The following is a 22,648-nucleotide window of genomic DNA, read 5'->3' on the forward strand; positions in this document are numbered from 1 at the left end:
TAGATGAACATCTTTGTACTAGATGAAAACCCAGAGATTGCGGCAAAAATGTTATGTGATAAGCATATAGTAAAAATGCCATTAGAAACTGCTCAGTTATTAAGTAATGTTTTTTCAATAGCATTAAAAGCGCCAAATCCTTTTGTTAGTGTCATAGATCAGGATATAGAAGTTCCATATAAACTCACTCACAGCAATCATCCTTGTTCTTTGTGGGCTAGGCAATCGAAAGGAAACTTTTGTTGGTTGATAGAGTATGGAAAAGAATTGTGTAAAGAGTATACACAGCGATACAAAAGGAAGCATAAATCAGAGGAAGTAATAAATTGGTGTGATAGTAATAAGGATTTACTCATTTTTCGATCAACTGATATGCAAGCTTTTATACAAGCACTGCCGGATCAGTATAAATGCAGCAGTGCTGTGGAAGCTTATAGGAGATATTATCTCAAGGAAAAGATGAGATTTGCTAAGTGGGAAAATGGCAGAGAAGCACCAGATTGGATAATCTGCTACACAACACCACAGCTAATACAGCTCATAAATAGAGAAGCCATCCAAATCGGACATGAAAAAGGCAGAGCCGAAGGCAGAAAAGCAGAGAAAATCGAAGTTGCAAAGAATTCACTTAAGGCCGGTGTCTCTATAGATGTTATAGCTAAAATGATCGGCCTTTCTTTAGATGAAATTCAAAAGTTAGGGAACTAAATAATCATAAACCTCTAACTTTGTTTATCTCCGTAAGAGGCATATTAACTATTTACCTCCTTTCCACATCCCAGTCTTATTACCACTAATTTTCACTTCATCCATCTTAGTATCAGGATCTCCAATTTCTTCACTCTCCTGCATAGCTCTAATCACGTCCTCATCTATATTATTTAACCTCATCGATTGCTCTCTTGGTGACAAGAGGTTTTCATGAATTGGCTGCCTATACCGACCAGCAGCTAAAATGGCTAACATTATTGTGTTATTCACTAGAGTAGCGTTTACTTCCGGTACAGTTGTAACGGTATGATTATTACGTTCTCCAGAAGTAAGTAGAGCTGGAGATTCTGTAGAATTCTTAATCCACTTAACAATACTGCCCATCAATGAAGATGGCTTACTTGCTCCACTTGTGGCTTGCTTATTGTCTTCTATTGCAGAATTATCATTTTCAATACTACGAAGAGCATCCTTTGATTCAAGGTAGCTAGTACGTTCCTCTTGTAACTGCTCTCTGTGGTGTTGTTTATGACGCCTACGCCTTATAGGATCTATACTTTTTCCTCTTTCTGCTTTTTTCTCTAAAAACTTAACCATTTCTGATTGTTTGTTTTCCCTTGCCTTGTCTAAAGGTACATAATCATCATCAGTTTTAATTATAATGTCAGCATACCTCGCTATAAGCTTTTCTGCTACCGCTAAGTGACCATTTTCAACAGCTAAGTGTAGAGGGGTACTGCCTTCCTTGTTCTGCTCATTAACCTTAGCCCCTTTCTCTATAAGCTTTTTTACTACCTCTAAATGACCATTTTTAACAGCCAAGTGCAGAGGGGTGTAACCATAGCTATTTTCCTCATTAACCATAGCCTCTTCATCTATAAGCTTGTCTACTACATTTAAGCGACCTTTTTCAGCAGCTAAGTGCAGAAGGGTATTGTCATCGTTATCCTTCTCATTAATATTAGCCCCCCTCTCTATAAGAAGTTTAGCTACCTCTAAGTGACCATTTAAAACAGCATAGTGCAGAGGAGTATGGCCACCATTGCCCTTATTATCAACATTAGCCCTCTTCTCTATAAGAAATTTAGCTACCTCTAAACGACCATATTTAACAGCCAAGTGCAAAGGTGTGTAACCATCAATACCTTTAGTTTCAATATCAGCCCCCTTCTTAAGAAGTTCTCTAACCTCACTAAGGTATCCTGCTTCTGCAGCACCAATTAATAAACTATCATTATTTAAAGTCATTTGTTCCTCCACATTTACAAAAACTTACCTAACTTAACTAAGTAATTACACTCTAGCAAGCTACTCTTACCCTAGGCTTTTTTCTTTCCTCAAGTAAAACAACAATATGCTCTTTCAAGCAACACAGAAAGTACCATCTCCCCTCAAATAAGAATTCTGGAACGCCTTCACATAACATAGCTCACTAATAAACGTAAAACTACCTTAGCTATTACACACTTACATACCATAAAAATTAGCAATCCAATGTGTTTCAGGCATAGTACTCCATTTTTAAAACTTGTCAACCACTATTTAGAAATTTTTTTTGGAATAATTTTTGATGAAAGTCTTTATCGTGTGTTCTTTATTCATTCTCACAATCCGTGGACGGTGTAGTGGCTAAAAATTCACTTAAGGCCGGTGTCTCTATAGATGTTATAGCTGAAATAACTGACCTTTCCCTTGATGAAATTGCACAACTTCAGGAATAAATAGCCTAACGTCGTTGTGACCTCTCTAGTTGATTATCTACTGTTACACCACTTAAATAAGATTCGGGCTTACCGTCTGTTCCGCTAGTAGCTCCTGGTAACTGACTTCCTGTAGGATTATTAGCTACGAAACTAGCACCACCGCTACATAATTCCAGTCCTTTAGCCACTGATGTACCTTTTAAGAAAGGCTTTTTAGATAGCTCTGTTGCACCAGATGCCTGCTGGTCTGAAGCCTTAGAGGATTGCTCCATTTGCTGTTTTGTCAGTACAAGTTCTTTCTTGTCTAAAAGCTCTTCTATATGGCTTTTCATACGTTCCAGAAATTTCTTGGTTTGCTTAAACTCTGGGCACGCTTGTTTTGCAGACGAATACAAGGTTTTCGATATTTCAGAAAAATTCCCATTTATTAGTTGTCCAACTATATCTGATTGTGGTTTTATAGGATCAAAATTTAAATTTGTTACTGATATTCCTGATTCAACTGCTGTTTTCTTCAATACTTGTTCAAATTCATTTATAATATCTGATGCATAGTACTCCGCTTCTGGTAAGGATATTGTAGGCTGGTCCACTGTAGAAATGTATTTTTGTCCTGTAATTTTTCTTATGAATACATCCAACAGAAAAAGCGTGCTATTTACATCAGTACCTTGAGTTGTTATAGCTTTAGAAGGTTGAGAATGCTCCATATCTATAGCTGACTTAAAAGGAGAAGAGATAAACTGAAAAACACCCATAACAGTATCTGCAACAGCATGAGCAGCAACATTTATCCATGAAGATGGCTTACTTGCTCCACTTGTAGCTCCCCCTTTGTTATAGCCTGTCTCATCATTTTGTAATGAATTTTCTGGTACATCTTGTCTAGCTGCTACCTCAGGTTGATTACTTAAATCTGTAGCAGGAAGCTTACGCGATGAGCGATCGTAGTGACGAGGGTGGTCTCCATGGTGATGACGACGCTTACGTTGTACAGGCTTCTCGTTTTGTTTCCCTCTTAAAAAGTTTGCTATTTCTGATCTACCCAACCTATTTGCTACCTCTAGAGGTGTTTCACCCTTACCATTTTTAGCATTAATGTCAGCATCTCTCTGAACAAGAAATTCAACTATACCAAGTTTATTATAGTAAACAGCCTCATGTAAAACAGTAAAACCATTATTTACTGTGGCCTCAATGTTAGCATCTTTATCAAGAAGAAGCCCAGTTATTTCAGATCCGCTATTGTACTGAGCAGCAACATGTAGAGGTGTTTTGTGATCTTTTGCTTGAGCATCAATGTCTGCCTTTTTATCTACAAGAAAACTGACAATATCAGGTTCATTGTAATAGACAGCATAGTGTAGAGGCGTCCAACCGTACTGATCTCCAGCATTAATGCTACCACTCTTTTCCAAAAGTAGTTCGAACACACCTTTGAATAAATTTAAGTTACCATTGTAGACAGCGTAGTGTAAAAGATTCCAATCTTTCGACCATTTATCTTTGTCTTTAGCATCAGTATCACTTCTGCTAGCATTATTAGCAAGAAAGTGCTTGACTTCATCCAACTTACCTTCCTTAATATCCTTATTTATAGAAAGGATTCCAGCTGCTTCTAATTTAAAATACTCTCTTGCTACCTCTAAAGGTGTTTTACCATTGTTATCTTTAGCATCAATGTTAGCTTGATTAGTTACTAGATACCGTAGTACACCTATGTGATTATTCATAAAAGCAAAGTGCATAGGACTTCTGCCAAAAATATCTTCAGCATTAACATTAGCTCTTTTATTAACCAAAAACTTAGCAACCTCTAAATGACCTTTCAATGCAGCCCAATGTAGCAATGTACAATCATATTTATCAGTAGCATTAACATTCACATCTCCTTCAACAAGAAACTTTACTGTGTCCAAGTTACCACTCCAAGCATAATAATACGCGCCATGACTATCTTTGCTCACATCCTGAGCAACAAGGCTTTTAATTTTCTCAAGATCATTACCTTGTACAGTGATTAATAACTCTTTATCTAAGTGTGCCTGCATTAAAATTCTTTTTACGCCTGCATTAAATCCTGTGTCCTCTAGAGGAGTTTTACCATTGTTATCTTTAGCATCAATGTTAGCACCTTCCCTTATAAGATCCTTTACCATATTTGAAGAATCAAGCCAAGAAGCATAATGTAGAGGAGTCTTACCATCCTTATCTTTAGCACTAACGTCAGCTTTCCTGCTAATCAAAGCTTTAACTTCATTACGATCACCAACTTGTACTGCTTTCAACAGTTGTTCATTTAATTGCACTTGTTTTAAATATTGTACAACACCATCATATTTTCGATCAATAGAAATATCTAAAGGTGTTTTACCGTCTCTGTCTCTAGACTCAATATCAGCACCTTTACTTACAAGAAATTTCACTGTATCAAGGGCATTGTAGTATACAGCATAGTGTAAAGGTGTCCAATCACTACTATCTTTAGTATTAACGATAGCATCTTTATCTTGAAGAAATTGAAATATATCTTTAATTAAATGCAAGTCACCATTATAAACAGCATAGTGTACAGTAGTCCAACTTTTTGATAGTTGATCTTTATTTGTAACATCATCTGGACCCCTTTCAGCAGTTTTGTCAAGGAAAAGGTTAACTATATCCCACTTACCATTTTTAGCAGCATATTGCAGCGGTGTATAACCGAACTCATCTTTTTCATTTATAAGAAACTTTATGCTTTCAATTTTATCCACAATGAGGCTAATAGTATCGAAATTGCCTACTTGAACAGCAATGTGCAAAGGAGTTTGGTTATTGTTATCTTTAGCATCAATATTAGCTCCTTTTCTCATAAGCAGCTCAACTACATCTAATTTACCCTCCTTAACAGCCAAGTGCAAAGGTATCCAACCGTCACTGTTTTTAACGCTAATATGAGTATTATTATCTAAAAGCAATTCGACCAAATTTAAATTACCTTCTTCAGCAGCATAATGCAGTATTGTGTTACCATACTTATCCTGTTTTGTTATGAGATAATTCACTATTTCTGCTTTATGACATTCATGTGCTATTTCAAAAATTGTCTTACCATTACCGTCTTTAGAATAAATGTAGGCTCCTTTATTAAGAAGAAGTTGTACCATGTTCAAATTACCCAAAGTAACAGCACGACTTAAAGGAGTCCTACCATCATTATCTTCAGCTTCAATGTCTGCACCTTTATTGAGAAGAAGTTGAACCATATCAGGCTTATCAAGACTAACAGCATGCTGCAAAGGAGTCCTGCCATCATTATCTTTAGCCTCAATATCTGCACCTTTATTGAGAAGAAGTTGAACCATATTAGGCTTATCAAGACTAACAGCACGACTTAAAGGAGTCTTACCATCATTATCTCTAGCTTCAATATCCGTACCTTCACTAATAAGAAGTTGTGCCATTGCGTAATTATTTGTAATAACAGCATGGTGTAGTGTATTGACTGAATCTAAATTATCTTTCTCAACAGCCTCATCTAAAGGTAATCCCGAAACAAGTGCAGCTATTTGAGGTATACTACTTACTCTATTTTTTTCTTGATTAAATTCTTCTATAATGTCTTCTTGATTGCAAGCAACAAATATACATTTTGGGTTAAAAACTATAGCATCGTTAAAAGCGAACATTATCTTTTGGCCAGTAACCCAATTTTCCACTTTTACAATAGTATTATTTCCAGATGATAAAATAAAATTCTTATCAACGATTCTCATATCACAATCTAGTATAGACCTATTCTTTAAATCTACTAAACCAACTTGATATTTATCAGTAGGTTGATTATGATAAATTTTTAAACCTTCTTCCCCTGGCAGGTAATACCTAAAAGAACTAGGGTCATCTGCTTTTTCTCTAAATTCCTCTGGTTTTATAATACTATTGTTCAACTCTATTGGTAAATTCCACTGCCTATGGACATGAGAATAGTAATTTAATATAACCGACACTCCTTGATCTGATAACAATAGTAAATTATCACTTGACCTAAAAAAGGCTATCTTATCTGAATCAAACTTGAGACAATCATGATTATTTAATAACTCACGGACGTCAATGCTAAATGGTTCATTTACTTGTAGTGCACTAGAACAAAATAGCAGCTTGCTGCTGTTAATTTCATTCATTTTCTCCTGTATTGATATTGTTGTATCATTAAATTCAATAGATAATGTTTCCATTTTAGGTTCTCTATAGAAATTACTCAGCAATATAGTACAAATATTGTTTTCTCCTGTGCTAGAATCAGTAATTATTACCAAGTCATCCCTTAAACGTAAAAAGGTATAATGTCCTGCTTGTTTATGTACAATTAATTTATTTCCTTCTTCTATATCTTTAGCTGTTATAACAATAGTTTTAGTATTCTCATCGAAAATTAAAGGTAAAGGACTTAGAATCCAATTATTACCATTACGTTCAAGTTGCATGTTTATATTAAGAACAACATGAAGTTTCTGATACCACTGCACACCATTTTTTAGCCTTATTGGAAATTTTAATGGAGATCGTTCCATTTCTAATTTTATCAGCAAATCATCTTTATCTTGAGAGACATTTAATGAACTGAACTGTATATCTTTCATATCCTTTACTGTGTTCCTTAAGTCTAGTGTATCTATAGAACTTTCCTTACTAACATCATAAATGCTCACTTCTTTCTGAGTTGGAGTAATTACATATACATTTTCACCACCATTTCCGACTAAGTGACTCTTGTGTAAAGGATCATTACTCATTACCTCATGTTTTCCATGCCCGATTACAACAAGCTCATCTTGAAATTTTGCAAAGACGGTTGCACTTAGCCTGTTCGCTATAGCCGGATAGTTTCTTACAATTTCGTCAATAGGTTTATTAGTGTTTTGTAGTAGATATAAACTACCCCCATTTCCAATTTTAACTTCAGTTTTATCATCTGTTAGTACATAAGATGCATTATTTGCAACATTTTTAATATCTATGTCAAATACACCTAAAGGACTCTGCTGAAAATTAAATTTAACATCTTTTATTGGGTAGTTAGTATTTTTACCCGGAAGATCATGAACCTTAACGTTTTTTAAATCAGGAAGAGCATAATTAAATAAGAAACTGTGCTGTAATTTATCTGTTTGGCGATTAATATTAATGTTGGCCCTTCCCTCACCATGAAAGGCAATATAACTAAAATTTCCGTTGTAAGAGCGGTTTATGATCTCGGTATTAGGCCTTACTGCTATTGTCAATTTACCGGAACCAGTAACATGATTTATGAAAATTTTGTCAGGATGGTTATTGTCTTTTCCACCTCCACCATCAACATATTTTAAATCGCTACTACATTGTACTTCATCCTGTTCTTTTTCTCTACCAAGAATTGTTTGTATGTTCATTAATTTAAAAGATGAACAAGTATTTTTACCATCACTACTAATAGAAAAGTACCCAAAAAAGGTCCTCATAATCTTTATGGAGTAACCTAAAGCAAACTTTGTTAAGTCCAACGTATCACTCCCACGGCCCCCATTTATAATCCCACTACTATAACCATTACCTTGCAAGATAAAGAAGTCGTCTTTACTTCCTCCAGTAAAATTTTTATTTCCATCTCCTGCAAGGAAAATATTAGGACTATCCTGGAATCCGATTACCTCATCATCACCTTCACCCAAATCAGTTAAAGTATAATCCCCTGTTCTATTAGTTGAGTAAGACAAGCCTATTGCATTTTCACAAAGGTAAGCTCCACCTCTTGGAACTGATTCCCAATCTCCTTCCGGTAAGCAGAATAACTCCCCATCTCTTGGATTATCTGGCCTTGATCTGCTCCACTTAATATCGCCTATCTTTTCATTAAGAAGCACTTTATTATCTCGATCTACGTACATAAATTCTCTGAAAATCAACTTACCAGTAGGAAAAACATATCTCCGAATTCCAGTATGTTGCTTCAAGAAACCTACAGCATTTTCAACCAAGTGACTATTAGCCTGCTTCTCTTTTATTAATTTTTCTATATACTCTTCAGGCTTTATATGGAGAAATGCACGCCACCCTTCCTTAAATTTTTCCCACCCTGTTAAATGAATAATTTTATCTTCTTGTTCAACTGCCTTCACGGATAAATAAATGTCAGTGCCAATAAATACAAGAGCCGTTATTCCAGCTCCAATAGGACCAGTGACTGATGATACACCACTTAGTATTCCAGCAACTTCAGCAACTTCTATGCCGATTGCTGCTGCATCAACTGTAAGGGCAATACTATCTCCTACTATACCAGCCATAGCATTTTTATCACCAGATTTAAATGCCTTAACTTGATTTGCTAAATCATAAGCGATAAAAGCAGAAGTCGCCCGTGCGAGGAAAGGTGATGCTACTTTTAAAGACTTGCCAAGAAATACCTTGCCTTCTGAAATAAATTGTTCTCCTTTTATTGCTACAGTATTTGCAACTTTACCAAGTAAGTGACTACCTCCAATAAAACCCAAGTTAATTGCTACTCCTTCTAAATTGCCACTTAGGATATCACCTATAAGATTTTTGTACATCATACCTTCCATAGCCCAGCCAGATATTCTACCTACTCTGTTTAGATGGCTCATGGCCTCTGGGCTACTGTTAATTTTATTGATAATATTCTGAGATTCACTTCCTCCCTCATCTAAAAATTTTCTGTAAGTAAGACCTACACCTTTTGCTGCTTCACTTATCTTTTCCTCTACTCCAGATCTTCTTAAAATATCTTTTATTTTTTCTGATTTATTTGCTTCTTTTTCACTGATCTTTTCTTTAATCTCTTCCATAACATCCCTAATCTCTGGATCTATTGAATTCAGATCTATATCTTTAACCTTTGCTATAAATGCTTCTTCAATATTTTGATCTATAGCTTCGCCTTTAGATATATGCTCAGAAACCTTAAAAAGCTGATCATAAAATTCAATGCTCTTTGTTCTTTCTCTTATTTCATCAGTATCAAATAATTCTTTAATACGTCGTTCTTTTTTTTCTTTCTCTTCAATACTTTCCTCATCACGTGAGTCTATGCAGGCCATACCTATATTGCGTTTTTTTCTACTTCCATTGCATCGCTGATTAAAAAGATCCATTGAATCCTCTAAAATATCTTCTGGTCCTAGAGAAAATTTAAGTACCGAGCTATGAACTACTTTAACAGGAATAAATCCTTCTTCGCTTGTTCTACTTGCTAAAACAAGAGAATTTGCATTACTAGCTTTTTTGTCAAAAACAACACCGATAAATTTCACTTCATCACCATCTGTAAGTGTTTTATACGTTACACCTTTTGCATATCTCTCGGTTATCTGCTTATTTGCTTTTTCTTTTAACTTATCAGCACTTATCTTTTCTTCTGGCCCTTTAAGCTCTAGTCCTATAGGAGTGTATTCCTTAGCATTACCTTGATCTGCAAACTTAATACCGTGAACCAGCATATCAACACGTTTCCCTCTACCAGTTTGAAACTCAGTTAAAACTAATGCTCTAGTTTCTGGCGATTCCTGTAACCTTAGATCACTATAATGACTAAGCGCTCCATCCAATACTCCCTGGAAATTAGTTTCTTTGTTAATGAGAGTTTTAAAAGGTAACATTCCTTCTCCAATTTTTCTGAATAACCCATTATACTCATCTATTGATGAAGACTGAGCAGAAGTAAGTTGAGAGTCTAATACTCTATCAAATGTTTCTTTTAGCTGATCAGGATAAGGAACATTCTCAAAAGTACCTTGAAACTTATTGGCTTTTTTGTTGTTGTACTGTTCTAAAGAAATAGGCTCATTGGCCTCTATACTAAAATGTTTTTTAAAGTTTGACTTTTGTTTGATGTTAAAATTAAGATTTAACTCAGCTATTTTTCTATTTCCTATTTTCTCGTTTAGGTTATTAAGTGGAACTCCTTTACTCAGTACCTCTGCTCTTCCATCAGCTTCAATAACATTAATTACATAAACTAGCTTCTCGGTACCTTCTGGAATCAGCACCATTGTTACAACTGCATGGCTTTTATCAAGACCTGTTGACCTGCTGGACGTTGAGGTCTACTAGACTCATGAGCTTCAGTAGGTATATTTTCACTGTAAATAAAAACATGCTTTTCAAATTCAGTTCCTAAAGCTTCATTTAACAATAACGATTGTCCTAATAAAAATCTACTGAAATAATGATTATCTCCCTTCTCTCCTGTGCCAGGAAACGTATGATAAATGCGTTCTAAATTATCTTTTATTTGTTTTTCCAACTCTCCTATATCAATCCTACGCATACCCCAGTCATCAGTAGATTTTAGCATATCTTGAAAAAGAGGAACAATTTCTCCCTCACGACTTTTTGCTTCAATATTGGAAACAGGAGATCGATAATCAAGATTTACACCAACACACAGAATATTGTCTGCAGTAGTTAAAACTCGCATAACATTTGGTTGAAAGCCTTTTGCATAATCCGTCGCTTGTTGCAGGGCATCACCTGGTGCAGTACCACGAACTGTTCCTGCTTTTAATTCAATGATAATAGGAATGGAATCTAACGCACGATCAGGGCCACGGGCTAGTAAAACAATATCCGCATAACCTCTTCCTGCAAATTGCTCTAAGTAAACTCTAAGGTTATATCTATAGCGGAAATTCATAAAAACACCAGCCACAAATCCATGATGTGCTGCCTCACGTGCTTCTTTAGCGTAGCTAAGTGAGTACTCATATTTGGAATGAACTTTACCAATTTTTTCAAGGACTTTTTCAGAAGATTCTTTAACTCTCTGCATATCAGTACCAGTCAGCTTTGCTATATCATCTTCTGGTTTGCTCCATAGTCCTTTCTCTATTTTATGAAAGCCATGACTAGCAGCAGAGTCAGATATTTCTTGAACTTCTGTCTTAACAAAAATACCATTTTTCCCTTTAGAGATTCGTACTAACCTGGGTTTCATCTCATCTCTACCCTTAATCCTATCCTTTATAGCTCCAACTTCACCAATCAGGGTGTTTTTATCTGTCCAAATCAGGTTCTTTTTTAATATTTCTTCCAACTCACCAGAAGTAAATTGACCTTTGGACTCATCTTTTGATTCTGAAATAGAAAATAATTTGATATTATCAATGGCACTTCTATCATTTTTAATTTCACCATCCTTAATAACAACTACCTTTAAAGTTTCCTTAGTGTCAAAACGAAAAGAAATCTCTTTAATGCCTAACTTCTCTGCTATTTCTGTATCCAGCAGCGTAGAAAAGCTTCCGAAGAAAAAGTGAGAAAAAAACCCTTTCTTTTCTACAGAATGCATATAAGATGGAATCTGATCAACATACGACTGAAACCTTGCCTTGAAGGATTCATCAACCCCACTGCTCTGCTGAACTGAAGTGCTAGCTGCTGCTTCTCGAATTAGTAATTCTATTAACTCAAAATCTTGTGGTCTTTCTTCGTTTGGCATAAATACCCCTTTATAATATGTCTACCTTTTACTTAAACTATGTGCCTTACTTAACTTAACTTCAGTTAAATCAGTACTTAAATTCTCAAGCTCTCTATCTACGGACTTACCATATGATAGGAATTTATCCAATGAACCCTCATCTCCTCTTTCCTTTAATATGGAACGTATATGATCGGCTTGTTTGGTATTCATAAATTCTTTAACCTGATCAGGATTAGCCTTATCCAACACTGCCCATACTGGTTCCATACAACCCTTCTCAACTAGAGGCACTAATAACCTTCCTTGAAAGACAGAATTGCTCATCATTTCTTCATTTAATGCTGAGGTACGATGACTATCAAATCCTTCTTTCATCCACATGTGTGTAAAAAGCTTTACACCTGAATCTATATAATGCCCAGAACATTTCTTTATTTCTATAAATCGCAACCAAGTACAATACTTACCTTCTGGAACATCAAATGGTTTTAAGCAATCAAACAATCCTTGAAATTGATCAAAGCGGAGTGCACCCTGTAGTGTGTTTAAACTACCGTAATGACGATTTTCAGCTAAATCTCTTTTTAAAAGTTCTGGATATTTATCAGGACTCATTTGACTAAAGCAAAACTCGAATATCTCAGGATAACTGTTACAATGATTCCCTGCTGCATACACTGCATGTTTCATAAAGATTTCATCTTTCTGCTGAGTACTTAATTCATCTTCAGGTAGAGACTTTATTTTATTCCAGAAAAATTCCACTGCTTCTGCTCGTTTAAGATCCATAGCACATTTAAGTCCATACTCATATGGATGACGACCATTTAAATTTAATTTAGAGATGTAACCACTGACAAAATGTGACCAAAAAACTATCAAAGGATTACCTGTTAAACACTTAACCAAGTGATTATACTCTAGTAAGCTACTCTTGCCTTAAGCTGACAACCCTTTTTTTCTCTCCTCAAATAAAGCAATAATATCTTCTTCCAAGCAACACTTACAAGCAATGTCATACTTATCAAAGAGATTACCTGAATCTGGTGCAATCAATTTTTTACCTACCATTTGCCTGTCAAGCTTGACTCCATGTAAACCATCTATTTCCTTCCAGCAATCCTCACTAGATAGTACTCGTGCAAGAAAATTGTGCCCTTTTCGGCCACTTCTTTGGTGTAAACGCCAACTTGCATAGCACCAGCGTTCAATTTGAAAGACTTTGGATGCCCTATAAGGATCATCCTCTTTAATGCAAGAAAACAAAATTTCTGGAATATCCGAACGCAACATAGCTACCCCCCTGAAATGAATAGACTTTAACCCCTTACATACCATAAAGGTTTAATGTATTTTGGACATGTTACTCCATCTTTAAAACTTGTCAATCCCTAATTTAAAATTTTTTTGAAATAATTTTTGATGGAAGTCTTTTAATAAATTATTACTAATTTAGCAATATATACTATTAAAAACCTAAATAATTCAACCATTTCCAGCAACAAAAACCAGCAAGCGTGAGAAGAGTTTGTTTTGGGATGCGTTGGTCTACCAAATGATCTGTGCGAACTTTTTTATATTATAATTTTATTATATGCCAAAACCAGCTACATTGGCTCACTTTCGCTAAATCCACATACGAACTAATTTCCCTGACTTTGTTGCAAAGATTGCAAGTTCCTATTTTCATAACCCTACTTTTACGTAGCTTGTTCTCACAAAGATACGATCTTTTTGGGATCTTTGAAGAAGTAAATAATTGAAATCTTTGTAATACTTGGTTGCAATGTTTTTTAGAGACAAAAGGTATTTTCCTATATCTGAATACAATAAATTTGTAATTCTGAAAAAATATAAAACTATTGCTAATTATAATAATTGTGTAATAATTAAAACATAAGTTTTTAAGTTAAGGTAGTGTTATGGGTAATCAATTGGAAGAAGTATCTAATCCAATAAATATTCAAGCAGATTTAGAAGAGAACAGTATGGTTGATGGAATAGAAAAGCGGTCAAAAGAACAAGGTTTTTATGCAACACAGACAATACCAATTTATCAAGTTAATCAAAATATTACGTATTCATATTTAGCTACGCTCGATAGTCACTTAAAAACAGATGAGCATTGTGTACACGAAAGTAATATACATACTGACTTACTTAATTTTGCTTTTCATGGTTCCTTAGAGAAAGTTCAAGATCTATTAAACAAAGGAGCTAGCGTTGAGACAGAAGACAACGATGGTAACACGCCTTTGCATTTTGCTGCTAGCAAGGGCCACTTCGTAATCGTTGAAGCCCTGTTAGAAAAAGGGGCTACTGTTGAGGTAAAAAACAATGAAGGCGCTACTGCGCTGCATATTGCTGCTCAGATGGGTCACTTAAACGTAGTTCAATTTCTGCTAGATAATGGTACTGATGTTGATGCGCAAAAATATAATGGTGACACTGCCTTACATATTGCTGCTGAAGCAGGCAAATTAGAAGTAGTTCAATTTCTGTTAAAAAGAGGTGCTAGTTTTGAGATACGAGGTTATCAAGACTGCACTGCTTTGCATTGTGCTGCTATAGGGGGAAACTTGAAAATAGTTCAGTTTTTATTGGGCAAAATGAATAATGCTGACATACGAAAGAATAGTTTCAAATGTGTCTTGCATATTGCTGCTCGAAAGGGTTACTTAGAAATCGTTAAAGCTCTATTAGACAAAGGTACTGATATTAATGCAACAAACTATGACGGCGATACTGCTTTAAATGAAGCTGCTGGATGTGGTCGTTTGAAAGTAGTTCAATTTTTGTTAGACAAAGGAGCTAGTTTTGAAGCACGAAACGAAGAAGGATGCACTGCTTTGCATATTGCTTGTGAGGTGGGCTATTTAGGCATAGTTAAAGCTCTGTTAGAAAAGGGATCTGATGTTAATGTAGTAAGCAAAAAAAATGGCGATACTCCATTACATGAAGCTGCTAGAATGAATCGCTACGATATAGTTGAATATCTTGTAGAGGAAGAAAAGGCTACTATTGATGTAAAAAACTTTAGATGTGAGACTCCTTCCGATTTGGCGGATTCCAATGGTTACAAAGATATAGTTAAGTATCTTAGTCTTCGAGTAAGGGAGTGTCCCAAAACCTCGGGAAGTCTGGCTGACAATAAAAATGTGATACAGTATCAAAAAGTGACAGAAAATAAACACCTAACTATAACTAATAGAGCAATAAAGACCAGTTTCTGTGTAGGCATAATGACCATGTTGACAAGTGTAGCTATTGGATGTATTGCTATTCATCTTAGTTTATCAATATCAGCTACTGCTGCATTGATTGTTGGGGCCATTGCTGGTGGCATTACATATGCAGTATTAAAGCCTAGTAGTAGGCTAAATGAATGTGAAGTGAATAGGCAAAGCTTACCTCAAATGCCTAAGGACGAATGTTGCATGTCATATTAGTTCTTGCATTTTATGTCATGCGTGTAAAAATGGTGCGTAGTATTTTTAACCGAGGTGGAGTTATGGAATTGAATAAATTGCAGGAAGTATTAAGTACTGCTAACGCTGATGTTGGTTTAAGTAAGAGTAATGTAGTTAGTAAAATAGAAGAGAGATTAAAACAAGTAGATCCAGGTACATTGTGCCAATTAAGTTTTGCTGTTTTAAAAAACAACAAACAAATGGTAGAAACCCTTATAAAAGGAGGAGCTGATGTTAACACAATTGATGCGTACAATCGTGATCCATTATATTATGCTATCTCACAAGGGAACACAAGAATGGTAGAGATCCTAATAAAAAATGGAGCAAGTGTTAATAAGAAGTATAATGACGGAAGCACTCCTCTACATCATGCTGTCTTGAGCCAAAAAATAAAAATAGTAGAGTATCTTATAAACAATGGGGCTGATGTTAATGCGTTAGATGAAAAACGGCGCACTCCATTATACTTAGCTGGACGAAGTACACAAATGGTCTCGATTCTCATGAAGAAGGGAGCATTCCCTTTACTGGAAAACAGAGATATTGAATTTTTAAAGGATCTAGCTAAACGCATTAAAGATGATGATACAGAGTATTTAAAGGAGGTAAAGGTAGAACAGAAGGAGGGGCGGGTAGATGATAAGTATGAGTCAATTAAATACTCGTTGCTGCTTAGTGATAACAGCTCTTTGACCTCTATTATTAAAAGGGAAAAATTCAAAAATTTAATATCTGATTGGTCTTTCAACGTACCTGATTTAAAAGATAACCAAAAAAATTTGAATAAGGCACTGTTAAATCTTCTTACAGACTTTCCATTTTGTGACATTACAAGGTTTGAGGACTTTTTACACGATAACAAAGGTGATGATCTAAAAGCTGTTCTCAATCTTCAAAGGGGAGAATCCAAATTGACAATACTACATGTAATACAAGGTATGGAGTATTTAGCAGTGGAAAAAGACATAGGTTGTGCAGTTAGTGCATTTATGACTTTACTTTTAAAATCTGGTGCTGATCCTAACATAGTTAACAGTGAAGGGCAAACACCTTTGCACTATGCTGCTTATTATAATACTTTAAATATACCTTTGCTTCTGAAAAAAGGAGCACGTAGTCAACCTGACAGACAAGGAAAAACTCCTCTAGACATTGTAATTATTAACAAAAAACCTTTTGAAGTGAATCTTTTAGAACAGATCTTTTTAACTCAGGAGCAATTGGAAGCAAAAAATGATTTAGAAGGTGTTTGCGGTCATAGCTTTAACACTAATCGACTAAGAAAGTTTTTCAATCAGCACAAAGGAAATGAAGGTCTTAAAGAGATTCTCAATCTCCGTGATTGCGAAGGAAAGTCTCGAGTTTTTCAAAAGATTAGGGAGGCTTGTTATGGTAATGAAACTCATTTCAAAGAAGCAAAAAAGTTGCTGCTAGAAGCAGGAGCGATTGATTACGAAGAGTGGAAGGACAAAAAACGTTTGCCTAAGCTTAGAACTCTATGGGATGATTTAATATTAGATCAGTCGGAAAAGTTGAAAATATTTTTGGGTAGGGTAAATAAATCCAAAGATATAGATGAGTTAAAACGCGTTGTAAACGAAGCTATAGAACTTGGGGTAAGGCTGAACTTTCCTAACCAGGGTAGTATATACGGAAAGGTATATGAAAAGGAATATAGTTTTACAGATTTTGTGATAAGAAAGATTAGTGAATTAAGAAAGAGTTCCGAAGGTTCAAGGAATATAGAGGTTGCTAGTGGTATAGTATGTCAATTGATATCAAAAGGGGCAATTTTGTACAACATAAGCAGTATATATGTAATTGACGAACTGGAAGAGTTTGAAAGCCACAAAGCTAATATGAAAAACGCTTATGCAGATTATGAGAATCGTGCTTTAGATTTCATAACAATCGTTCAAAGCGCAACAAGTGGTAAGGTAAGAGACGTAAAAATCGACAACTCTACTCTCTGTCTTGAATATTCACAGGATAGTAAAGTAGATGTTGCAAAGATTACAAATGGAGCAAGGGGTTTAGGTATCACTCAGGAAGGTGTACAATACGGAAGAAATATAATAAAGATAGGTAAGAGTGAGGTAGAAATTATAACGGAAAACGCTATAAGGAATTATGTAGGCCTAGCAGATGGTAGTAATATAGTATTGACTTTCGATACTGGCTTGGGAGAGTTGGAAGTGAGATTATACCCTGATAAGCAAAATCTAATAAAGGTAGAAGTAGAAGATCAAGAAAAGTGGAAAAAATTACAGAATTGTGAGGAACGAATAGGGGAAAAATGTTTGCTTGGTGGGTGTTCAGTACGTGATGCTATTGAACGAGGTTTTTTTACTAGATCTGGAGAGTTGATTCGTTCTGAAACAATTAGTCAATCTGATGCAACAAAAGTGGGCCCTTGGGCAAAGCGCGAAAAAATGAGAAAAGCTTCAAGTCTTGAAGAAACAGTAGGCCGTTCTCTATAATGAAGTGATGGTGATGTTAAGTTAACATTTTAAAAGATTTTTTGAGAAATTTGTCTTATTTGTATCTGTTCAGCCTGTAAAAGACAAGATTTGATCTGACAGACAAGAATTAACTGACAGAAGAATTGAGGTAGTCAAAACTAATATCAGGCTCTTGTGTAATGCTACTAATATTTTTCTGAAAAGCAATATATTTGCTATCAAGAAAAGTTTGCATAGGCGTTTTGCCATAGCAATATTTACCCGAGTGAGGTCTTGTCTCATTATAAGAACGCAACCAATGATCAACATCAATCTGTAGATCTTCCAAAGAACTGTAGATTTTCTTTCTAAAGATGATATTGTAACACTCATCTTGCATGGTTCTATGAAACCTTTTACATATGCCATTAGTCTGTGGAGAGTTGGCTTTAGTTCTAGAATGATCGATGTTTTCTATGCCCAAATAAAGCTGATAAGCGTGATTTTCGGGCTTGCCACAGTACTCCGTACCCCTATCAGTTAAAATGCGTAATAATGGAATTTTCTGCTCATCAAAAAATGGAATAACTCTATCGTTGAGAAGATCTGCAGCTGTAATAGCTGTTCTGTCCGTGTAAAGTTTAACCATTGCAACTCTGGAATAAGTATCAACAAAAGTTTGCTGATAAATGCGCCCTATACCTTTGATATTGCCCACATAATAGGTATCTTGAGAACCCAAATAACCTGGATGTTGCGTCTCAATTTCACCATGAGCTTCCCTTTGTTCTTTCACTTTTTCTAAAGCTGCAAGTTGTTCTTCAGTTAAAATGATTCCGTCTTGAGCTACTTTTGTCTCTAGTGCTTTAAGTCTCTTTTTGAGAGTTTCAAGGTCATTTCTTAGCCATACAGACCTTACTCCTCCCTGAGAAATTATTATACCTCTTTTTCTCAGTTCATTTGCAGCTCTTTCTTGCCCATATGCTGGAAATTCTGTTGCTATACCAATCACTGCTCTTTCTATATCGTCGGAAACTCTGTTTGCTAATAGCGGTTTTTTCTTACTTATTTCATGTAATGCTTCCTCTCCTCCATTTTCATATAACTCCTTAAAGCGATAAAATGTATCTCTTGAGTATCCCATCACTTTGCATGCTTGAGACACATTTCCTAGTTGTTTTGCTAGTTCTAATAATCCTAGCTTTGGTTTTAATATTTTTGTCTGTATTGTACTCATATCTAACACTCCTTTATTTTTATTATTTTTAACTTACTTTTTTAAAGTGTCAGGTCAAGTCTTATTTAATACACTTTTCTTGATAGCAAATATATTGCTTTTCAGAAAAATATTAGTAGCATTACACAAGAGCCTGATATTAGTTTTGACTACCTCAATTCTTCTGTCAGTTAATTCTTGTCTGTCAGATCAAATCTTGTCTTTTACACCTTCCACTAGCTTTACTACGCTCGTCACCTTACGCAGCATAATGGTTCGTTCCAGGTTGCTGGCTAGGCTTTGCCTGGGTTGGATTTTCACCAACTGAACTTTACGCACTTCTTGGCGCACTCATGATGTTTTTCCCCCTATTAAGATTTATTGATTTAGTTGTAGTAGTTGAAATAGCAAACCGGTTAAGTTGCCTAGTTTGGTTCTTTTTTTCAATCAAAGGTATTCTACTGTTTTAAATTCCCTGTAAAGATTTAGCTTATCTTTTACATCTAAACAGCATTAACACGATTTGGCTTTTTGTAGATGAGTAATTCTCTAGGGATTATCCTATTGAATTCTATGATATTATTTTTTGTAACATTATTATACACGTCATGGCATTAAGGGTATTTATGACTCAAAACTTGTTTTTGACCTGCAGGCTCAATGACAAAATTCAGTAAAAAACTCAGGGTATCTTTTGGCGGATTACATAACATTATAGCGGCTGCATGTCTTTTAAAATTTTTCTACATTCAGCCAAATCGCGCTTAAACTAAGCGTCAGCACATTATTATAGCGCCAATTTAAAGTATTAGAGAGTCAAAACTCGCACTACGGGGTTTCTTTTGCCTTTTTTTTCATTTGGTAAATTTCTTAAATATTTATAGTTAAACGACAATCGTCATACCGCTACGTGTTAGCGGCTAAGAGATACCGCGGCGGTATGACGGTTAAGTATCCCGCTACTTGTTAGCAGGATCTATGCTAAGAGATACCGTGACGGTATGACGTAGAAGCTATACTTTTATAAATTTGTTAAGTGGAATTTTTATATTGAGTAATTGTATTTATAATACATTATTTTGTATAATTGATTTTTTAAATTATTATATTAACTCTAATATTTTTGATTTAATGAAAGATGATATTATTTATCACTCTCACTTAGGCGTATACGGTTTAATTTTAAAACCTAAAAGTATAGTTTTGGTGAAAAAAAGTCGAGGTCCTTATAAAGGGTTGTTTGATTTACCAGGTAGAAATTGCTGAAACGCTTGAAGAGGCACTTGTAAGAGAAATTAGAGAAGAAACAGGTTGTTTAGTGAAACAATACGACCAAATCCAAACAGTTACTAGCCTATATCATTATAATGAAGACAATGTAAATAAATGTCTAAAACATATAGCAGTTTTATACAAAATTGAAATCATAGGAGAAATAAAGCGAGAATCTGATGGAAAAGATTCTGATGGTTGTATATGGCAAAGTATAGATACTATAAACTATAAAAAAATTTCTCCGATAGTTCATATAGCAAGTAAATTCATAAAATGAAGACTATTATTTTTATTACAGGTGTATCTACGGTTGGAAAATCAAGTTTGGCTCATATATTAGGTTCAAAGCTTTTTATGCCTAGAAACTTTGCAATTCCACTAACTATAGCTAACCCAAGAAAGGTTTCCCTACGTCATACCGCCGCGGTATCTCAGCATAGATTCCGCTAACGAGTAGCGGAATGACGAATTTGTTGTTTTTCAAATTGTAGGTAAACCTAAGCCACTTTAGCTATACTTGTAGAGAAAAAAGAATAGATGATGATCCTAAATATTTAATAAATTTGACTACCGAGGAATTTCAAAAATCTCAATTTTTTATTAATTGTGAGATGTGGTACATTCTATCTTCATACAGCTTCCTCTTCATACCTCAACTAATGAAATTAGAAGCATCAACTCCCTTCTGCAAGCAAGCAGCAATAACAGTGTTCATCATTAGAAATGCAATGGTCATTGGGCCAACGCCCCCGGGTACTGGGGTAATAGCTTTGACTTTTTCTTTTATTCCCCCGAAGTCAACATCACCTACGAGCTTACTTTGTTCTCCTACGTTAACGCTATTTATGCCAACATCGATCACTATTGCACCTTTCTTTATCCAGTCTGCTTGAACAAAATTTGGCTTTCCGACTGCTGCAACTACTATATCCGCTTTAGAGCAATATTCAGCTAAATCTTTGCTTTGTGAATGCAAGATGGTGACAGTGCAGTTTTCTTGCAATAGCAGGTAAAACATTGGCTTGCCCACGATATTTGACCTACCAATTACCACTGCGTTTTTACCGGAAAGGTTCTCTTCAATTGACTTAATTAAATGCAAAGAACCTTTAGGAGTGCAAGGTATAAGGCAGTTTTTTTCACCTTTAACTAATTTGCCAACGTTTTCATCATGAAAGCCATCTACATCTTTTTCAACACTTACTGTGTTAATTACTCTGCTTGCACTAATATGATTTGGTAAAGGCAATTGCACTAAAATGCCATGCACAGATGGATCTTCATTTAATTCATTGATTTTTTCAATTAATTCATCTTCTGAAATATTATCAGGCAAAACAATGGTCTCAGAACTTATGCCTATTGATTCTGCTTTTTTCTGTTTGTTGCGAACATAAACCTGACTTGCTGGATTGCTGCCCACGAGAATTACTTTCAGGCAAGGAAAAATGTTATACTCTCTCTTTAAAATATCAATTTTTTGTGATAGCCTCTCACATAGGTCGTTTGCTATTTTTTTACCATCAATAATAATTGTCACTTCCTTGCCACTCCTTAAAGTCGGGTAATTTGATATCAAATAAATCCAATACTTTGCCAACAGAATGATTAATAATATCATCCAACGATTTTGGTTTAATATAAAAAGCTGGTACTGGTGGAGCAATAATTGCTCCCATCTCCGTTAATTTTAACATATTTTGTAAATGCCCAAGATGCAGTGGTGACTCTCGCACCATAAGAACTAACTTTCTTCTTTCTTTTAGCGTTACATCTGCAGCCCTTGTCAATAGATTGGAAGTAACACCTGATGCGATTTCAGACATTGTCTTCATAGAGCATGGTGCTACAATCATCCCTGAGGTTTTAAATGAGCCGCTTGCTATTTTTTCTCCAATCTTTTCTTCAGAATAGTAAAAATCTGCAAGTGATGTAATATCTTCAAGTTTTTCTTTAATCTCGTGAGCTAAAGTTATTTTCCCAGCACGACTTATCACTAAATGAGTTTCATAATCGACGTCTTTCAACGCTTCTAAAATACGCACACCGTAAATAGAACCAGATGCTCCACTTATTCCAATTACAATTCTGCTATTCACTTAACTCTTCTTCGTAGCTCATTCCCAATGCACGTTTATAGGTATCAAGCAATATTTCTTGTTCCTCTCTGTCATCATCATCCATCTTCCTCAGCCTAATAATTTGTTTCATCACTTTTATATCCCAACCTTCATCTGCGGCTTTTGCATATACATCACGAATGTGATCTTGCACATCCCTCTTTTCTTGTTCAAGTTTTTCGATTCTCTCTATGTAACCCTTCAACTCTTCAGCCGTTATTTTTACTGTATCTTCCATGA

The 22,648-nt window shown here is 35.2% G+C and carries 13 protein-coding genes and 1 pseudogene; 5 read left to right on the plus strand and 9 right to left on the minus strand.

Annotated elements, in window-relative coordinates; genetic code table 11:
* The first annotated feature begins 3 nt into the window (after positions 1 to 3).
* The gene (locus ABWU29_RS04640; RefSeq protein WP_197907345.1) at positions 4 to 708 is read left to right on the plus strand and encodes a pyrimidine dimer DNA glycosylase/endonuclease V; all 705 of its coding nucleotides are present in this window, start codon (positions 4 to 6) and stop codon (positions 706 to 708) included.
* Between the two features lie 48 nt (positions 709 to 756).
* Here the strand turns inward: ABWU29_RS04640 and ABWU29_RS04645 are convergent, their stop codons facing one another.
* Positions 757 to 1,959: an ankyrin repeat domain-containing protein gene (locus ABWU29_RS04645; protein WP_174516877.1), complete on the minus strand. Its 1,203-nt coding sequence runs from the start codon at positions 1,957 to 1,959 to the stop codon at positions 757 to 759.
* A 377-nt stretch (positions 1,960 to 2,336) separates the two neighbouring features.
* Between ABWU29_RS04645 and ABWU29_RS04650 the strand changes: the two are divergent.
* A pseudogene (locus ABWU29_RS04650) lies at positions 2,337 to 2,432 on the plus strand (transposase); the annotation flags it as partial.
* Between the two features lie 5 nt (positions 2,433 to 2,437).
* Here ABWU29_RS04650 and ABWU29_RS04655 read toward each other — a convergent pair.
* Genes ABWU29_RS04655 through ABWU29_RS04670 form a run of 4 tightly spaced genes read right to left on the minus strand, consistent with a single transcriptional unit; the run spans position 2,438 to position 13,176 of the window.
* On the minus strand, positions 2,438 to 10,450 hold the full coding sequence (locus ABWU29_RS04655) for an ankyrin repeat domain-containing protein (RefSeq protein WP_353280183.1): 8,013 nt from the start codon (positions 10,448 to 10,450) through the stop codon (positions 2,438 to 2,440).
* 2 nt (positions 10,451 to 10,452) lie between these two features.
* Positions 10,453 to 11,898 (minus strand): hypothetical protein, encoded by a 1,446-nt coding sequence (locus ABWU29_RS04660; protein WP_141457124.1) that lies wholly within the window; start codon positions 11,896 to 11,898, stop codon positions 10,453 to 10,455.
* 21 nt (positions 11,899 to 11,919) lie between these two features.
* A complete protein-coding gene (locus ABWU29_RS04665) occupies positions 11,920 to 12,792 on the minus strand; it encodes a hypothetical protein (RefSeq protein ID WP_141457122.1) in 873 nt (290 codons plus the stop codon).
* A 30-nt stretch (positions 12,793 to 12,822) separates the two neighbouring features.
* Positions 12,823 to 13,176, minus strand: coding sequence for a hypothetical protein (locus ABWU29_RS04670; protein ID WP_141457120.1), 354 nt, complete (start codon positions 13,174 to 13,176; stop codon positions 12,823 to 12,825).
* 629 nt (positions 13,177 to 13,805) lie between these two features.
* On the opposite strand from ABWU29_RS04670, the gene ABWU29_RS04675 reads away from it, so the two are divergent.
* Both ABWU29_RS04675 and ABWU29_RS04680 read left to right on the plus strand, forming a co-directional pair.
* Complete coding sequence (locus ABWU29_RS04675) at positions 13,806 to 15,332, plus strand: ankyrin repeat domain-containing protein (RefSeq protein ID WP_265039229.1); 1,527 nt, start codon at positions 13,806 to 13,808, stop codon at positions 15,330 to 15,332.
* The gene (locus tag ABWU29_RS04680) at positions 15,314 to 17,836 is read left to right on the plus strand and encodes an ankyrin repeat domain-containing protein (RefSeq protein WP_174516872.1); all 2,523 of its coding nucleotides are present in this window, start codon (positions 15,314 to 15,316) and stop codon (positions 17,834 to 17,836) included. The genes ABWU29_RS04675 and ABWU29_RS04680 overlap by 19 nt, the downstream gene beginning before the upstream one ends.
* A gap of 109 nt (positions 17,837 to 17,945) precedes the next feature.
* Here ABWU29_RS04680 and ABWU29_RS04685 read toward each other — a convergent pair whose 3' ends face one another.
* Positions 17,946 to 19,034, minus strand: coding sequence for an IS481-like element ISWpi2 family transposase (locus ABWU29_RS04685; RefSeq protein WP_015588908.1), 1,089 nt, complete (start codon positions 19,032 to 19,034; stop codon positions 17,946 to 17,948).
* 1,219 nt (positions 19,035 to 20,253) lie between these two features.
* Here ABWU29_RS04685 and ABWU29_RS04690 point away from each other — a divergent pair.
* Complete coding sequence (locus tag ABWU29_RS04690; protein WP_041573519.1) at positions 20,254 to 20,565, plus strand: NUDIX domain-containing protein; 312 nt, start codon at positions 20,254 to 20,256, stop codon at positions 20,563 to 20,565.
* Between the two features lie 375 nt (positions 20,566 to 20,940).
* Here ABWU29_RS04690 and folD read toward each other — a convergent pair whose 3' ends face one another.
* Genes folD through ABWU29_RS04705 form a run of 3 tightly spaced genes read right to left on the minus strand, consistent with a single transcriptional unit; the run spans position 20,941 to position 22,646 of the window.
* On the minus strand, positions 20,941 to 21,828 hold the full coding sequence (gene folD / locus ABWU29_RS04695; RefSeq protein WP_141456891.1) for a bifunctional methylenetetrahydrofolate dehydrogenase/methenyltetrahydrofolate cyclohydrolase FolD: 888 nt from the start codon (positions 21,826 to 21,828) through the stop codon (positions 20,941 to 20,943).
* A complete protein-coding gene (locus ABWU29_RS04700) occupies positions 21,812 to 22,387 on the minus strand; it encodes a UbiX family flavin prenyltransferase (protein ID WP_006280027.1) in 576 nt (191 codons plus the stop codon). Before ABWU29_RS04700 ends, folD begins: the two co-directional genes overlap by 17 nt.
* Positions 22,380 to 22,646 (minus strand): DUF2312 domain-containing protein, encoded by a 267-nt coding sequence (locus ABWU29_RS04705; protein ID WP_010082293.1) that lies wholly within the window; start codon positions 22,644 to 22,646, stop codon positions 22,380 to 22,382. The genes ABWU29_RS04700 and ABWU29_RS04705 overlap by 8 nt, the downstream gene beginning before the upstream one ends.
* Positions 22,647 to 22,648 lie beyond the last annotated feature (2 nt).

This window comes from Wolbachia endosymbiont (group A) of Phasia obesa (genome assembly GCF_964028125.1).
GTDB classification, from domain to species: Bacteria; Pseudomonadota; Alphaproteobacteria; order Rickettsiales; family Anaplasmataceae; genus Wolbachia; species Wolbachia pipientis.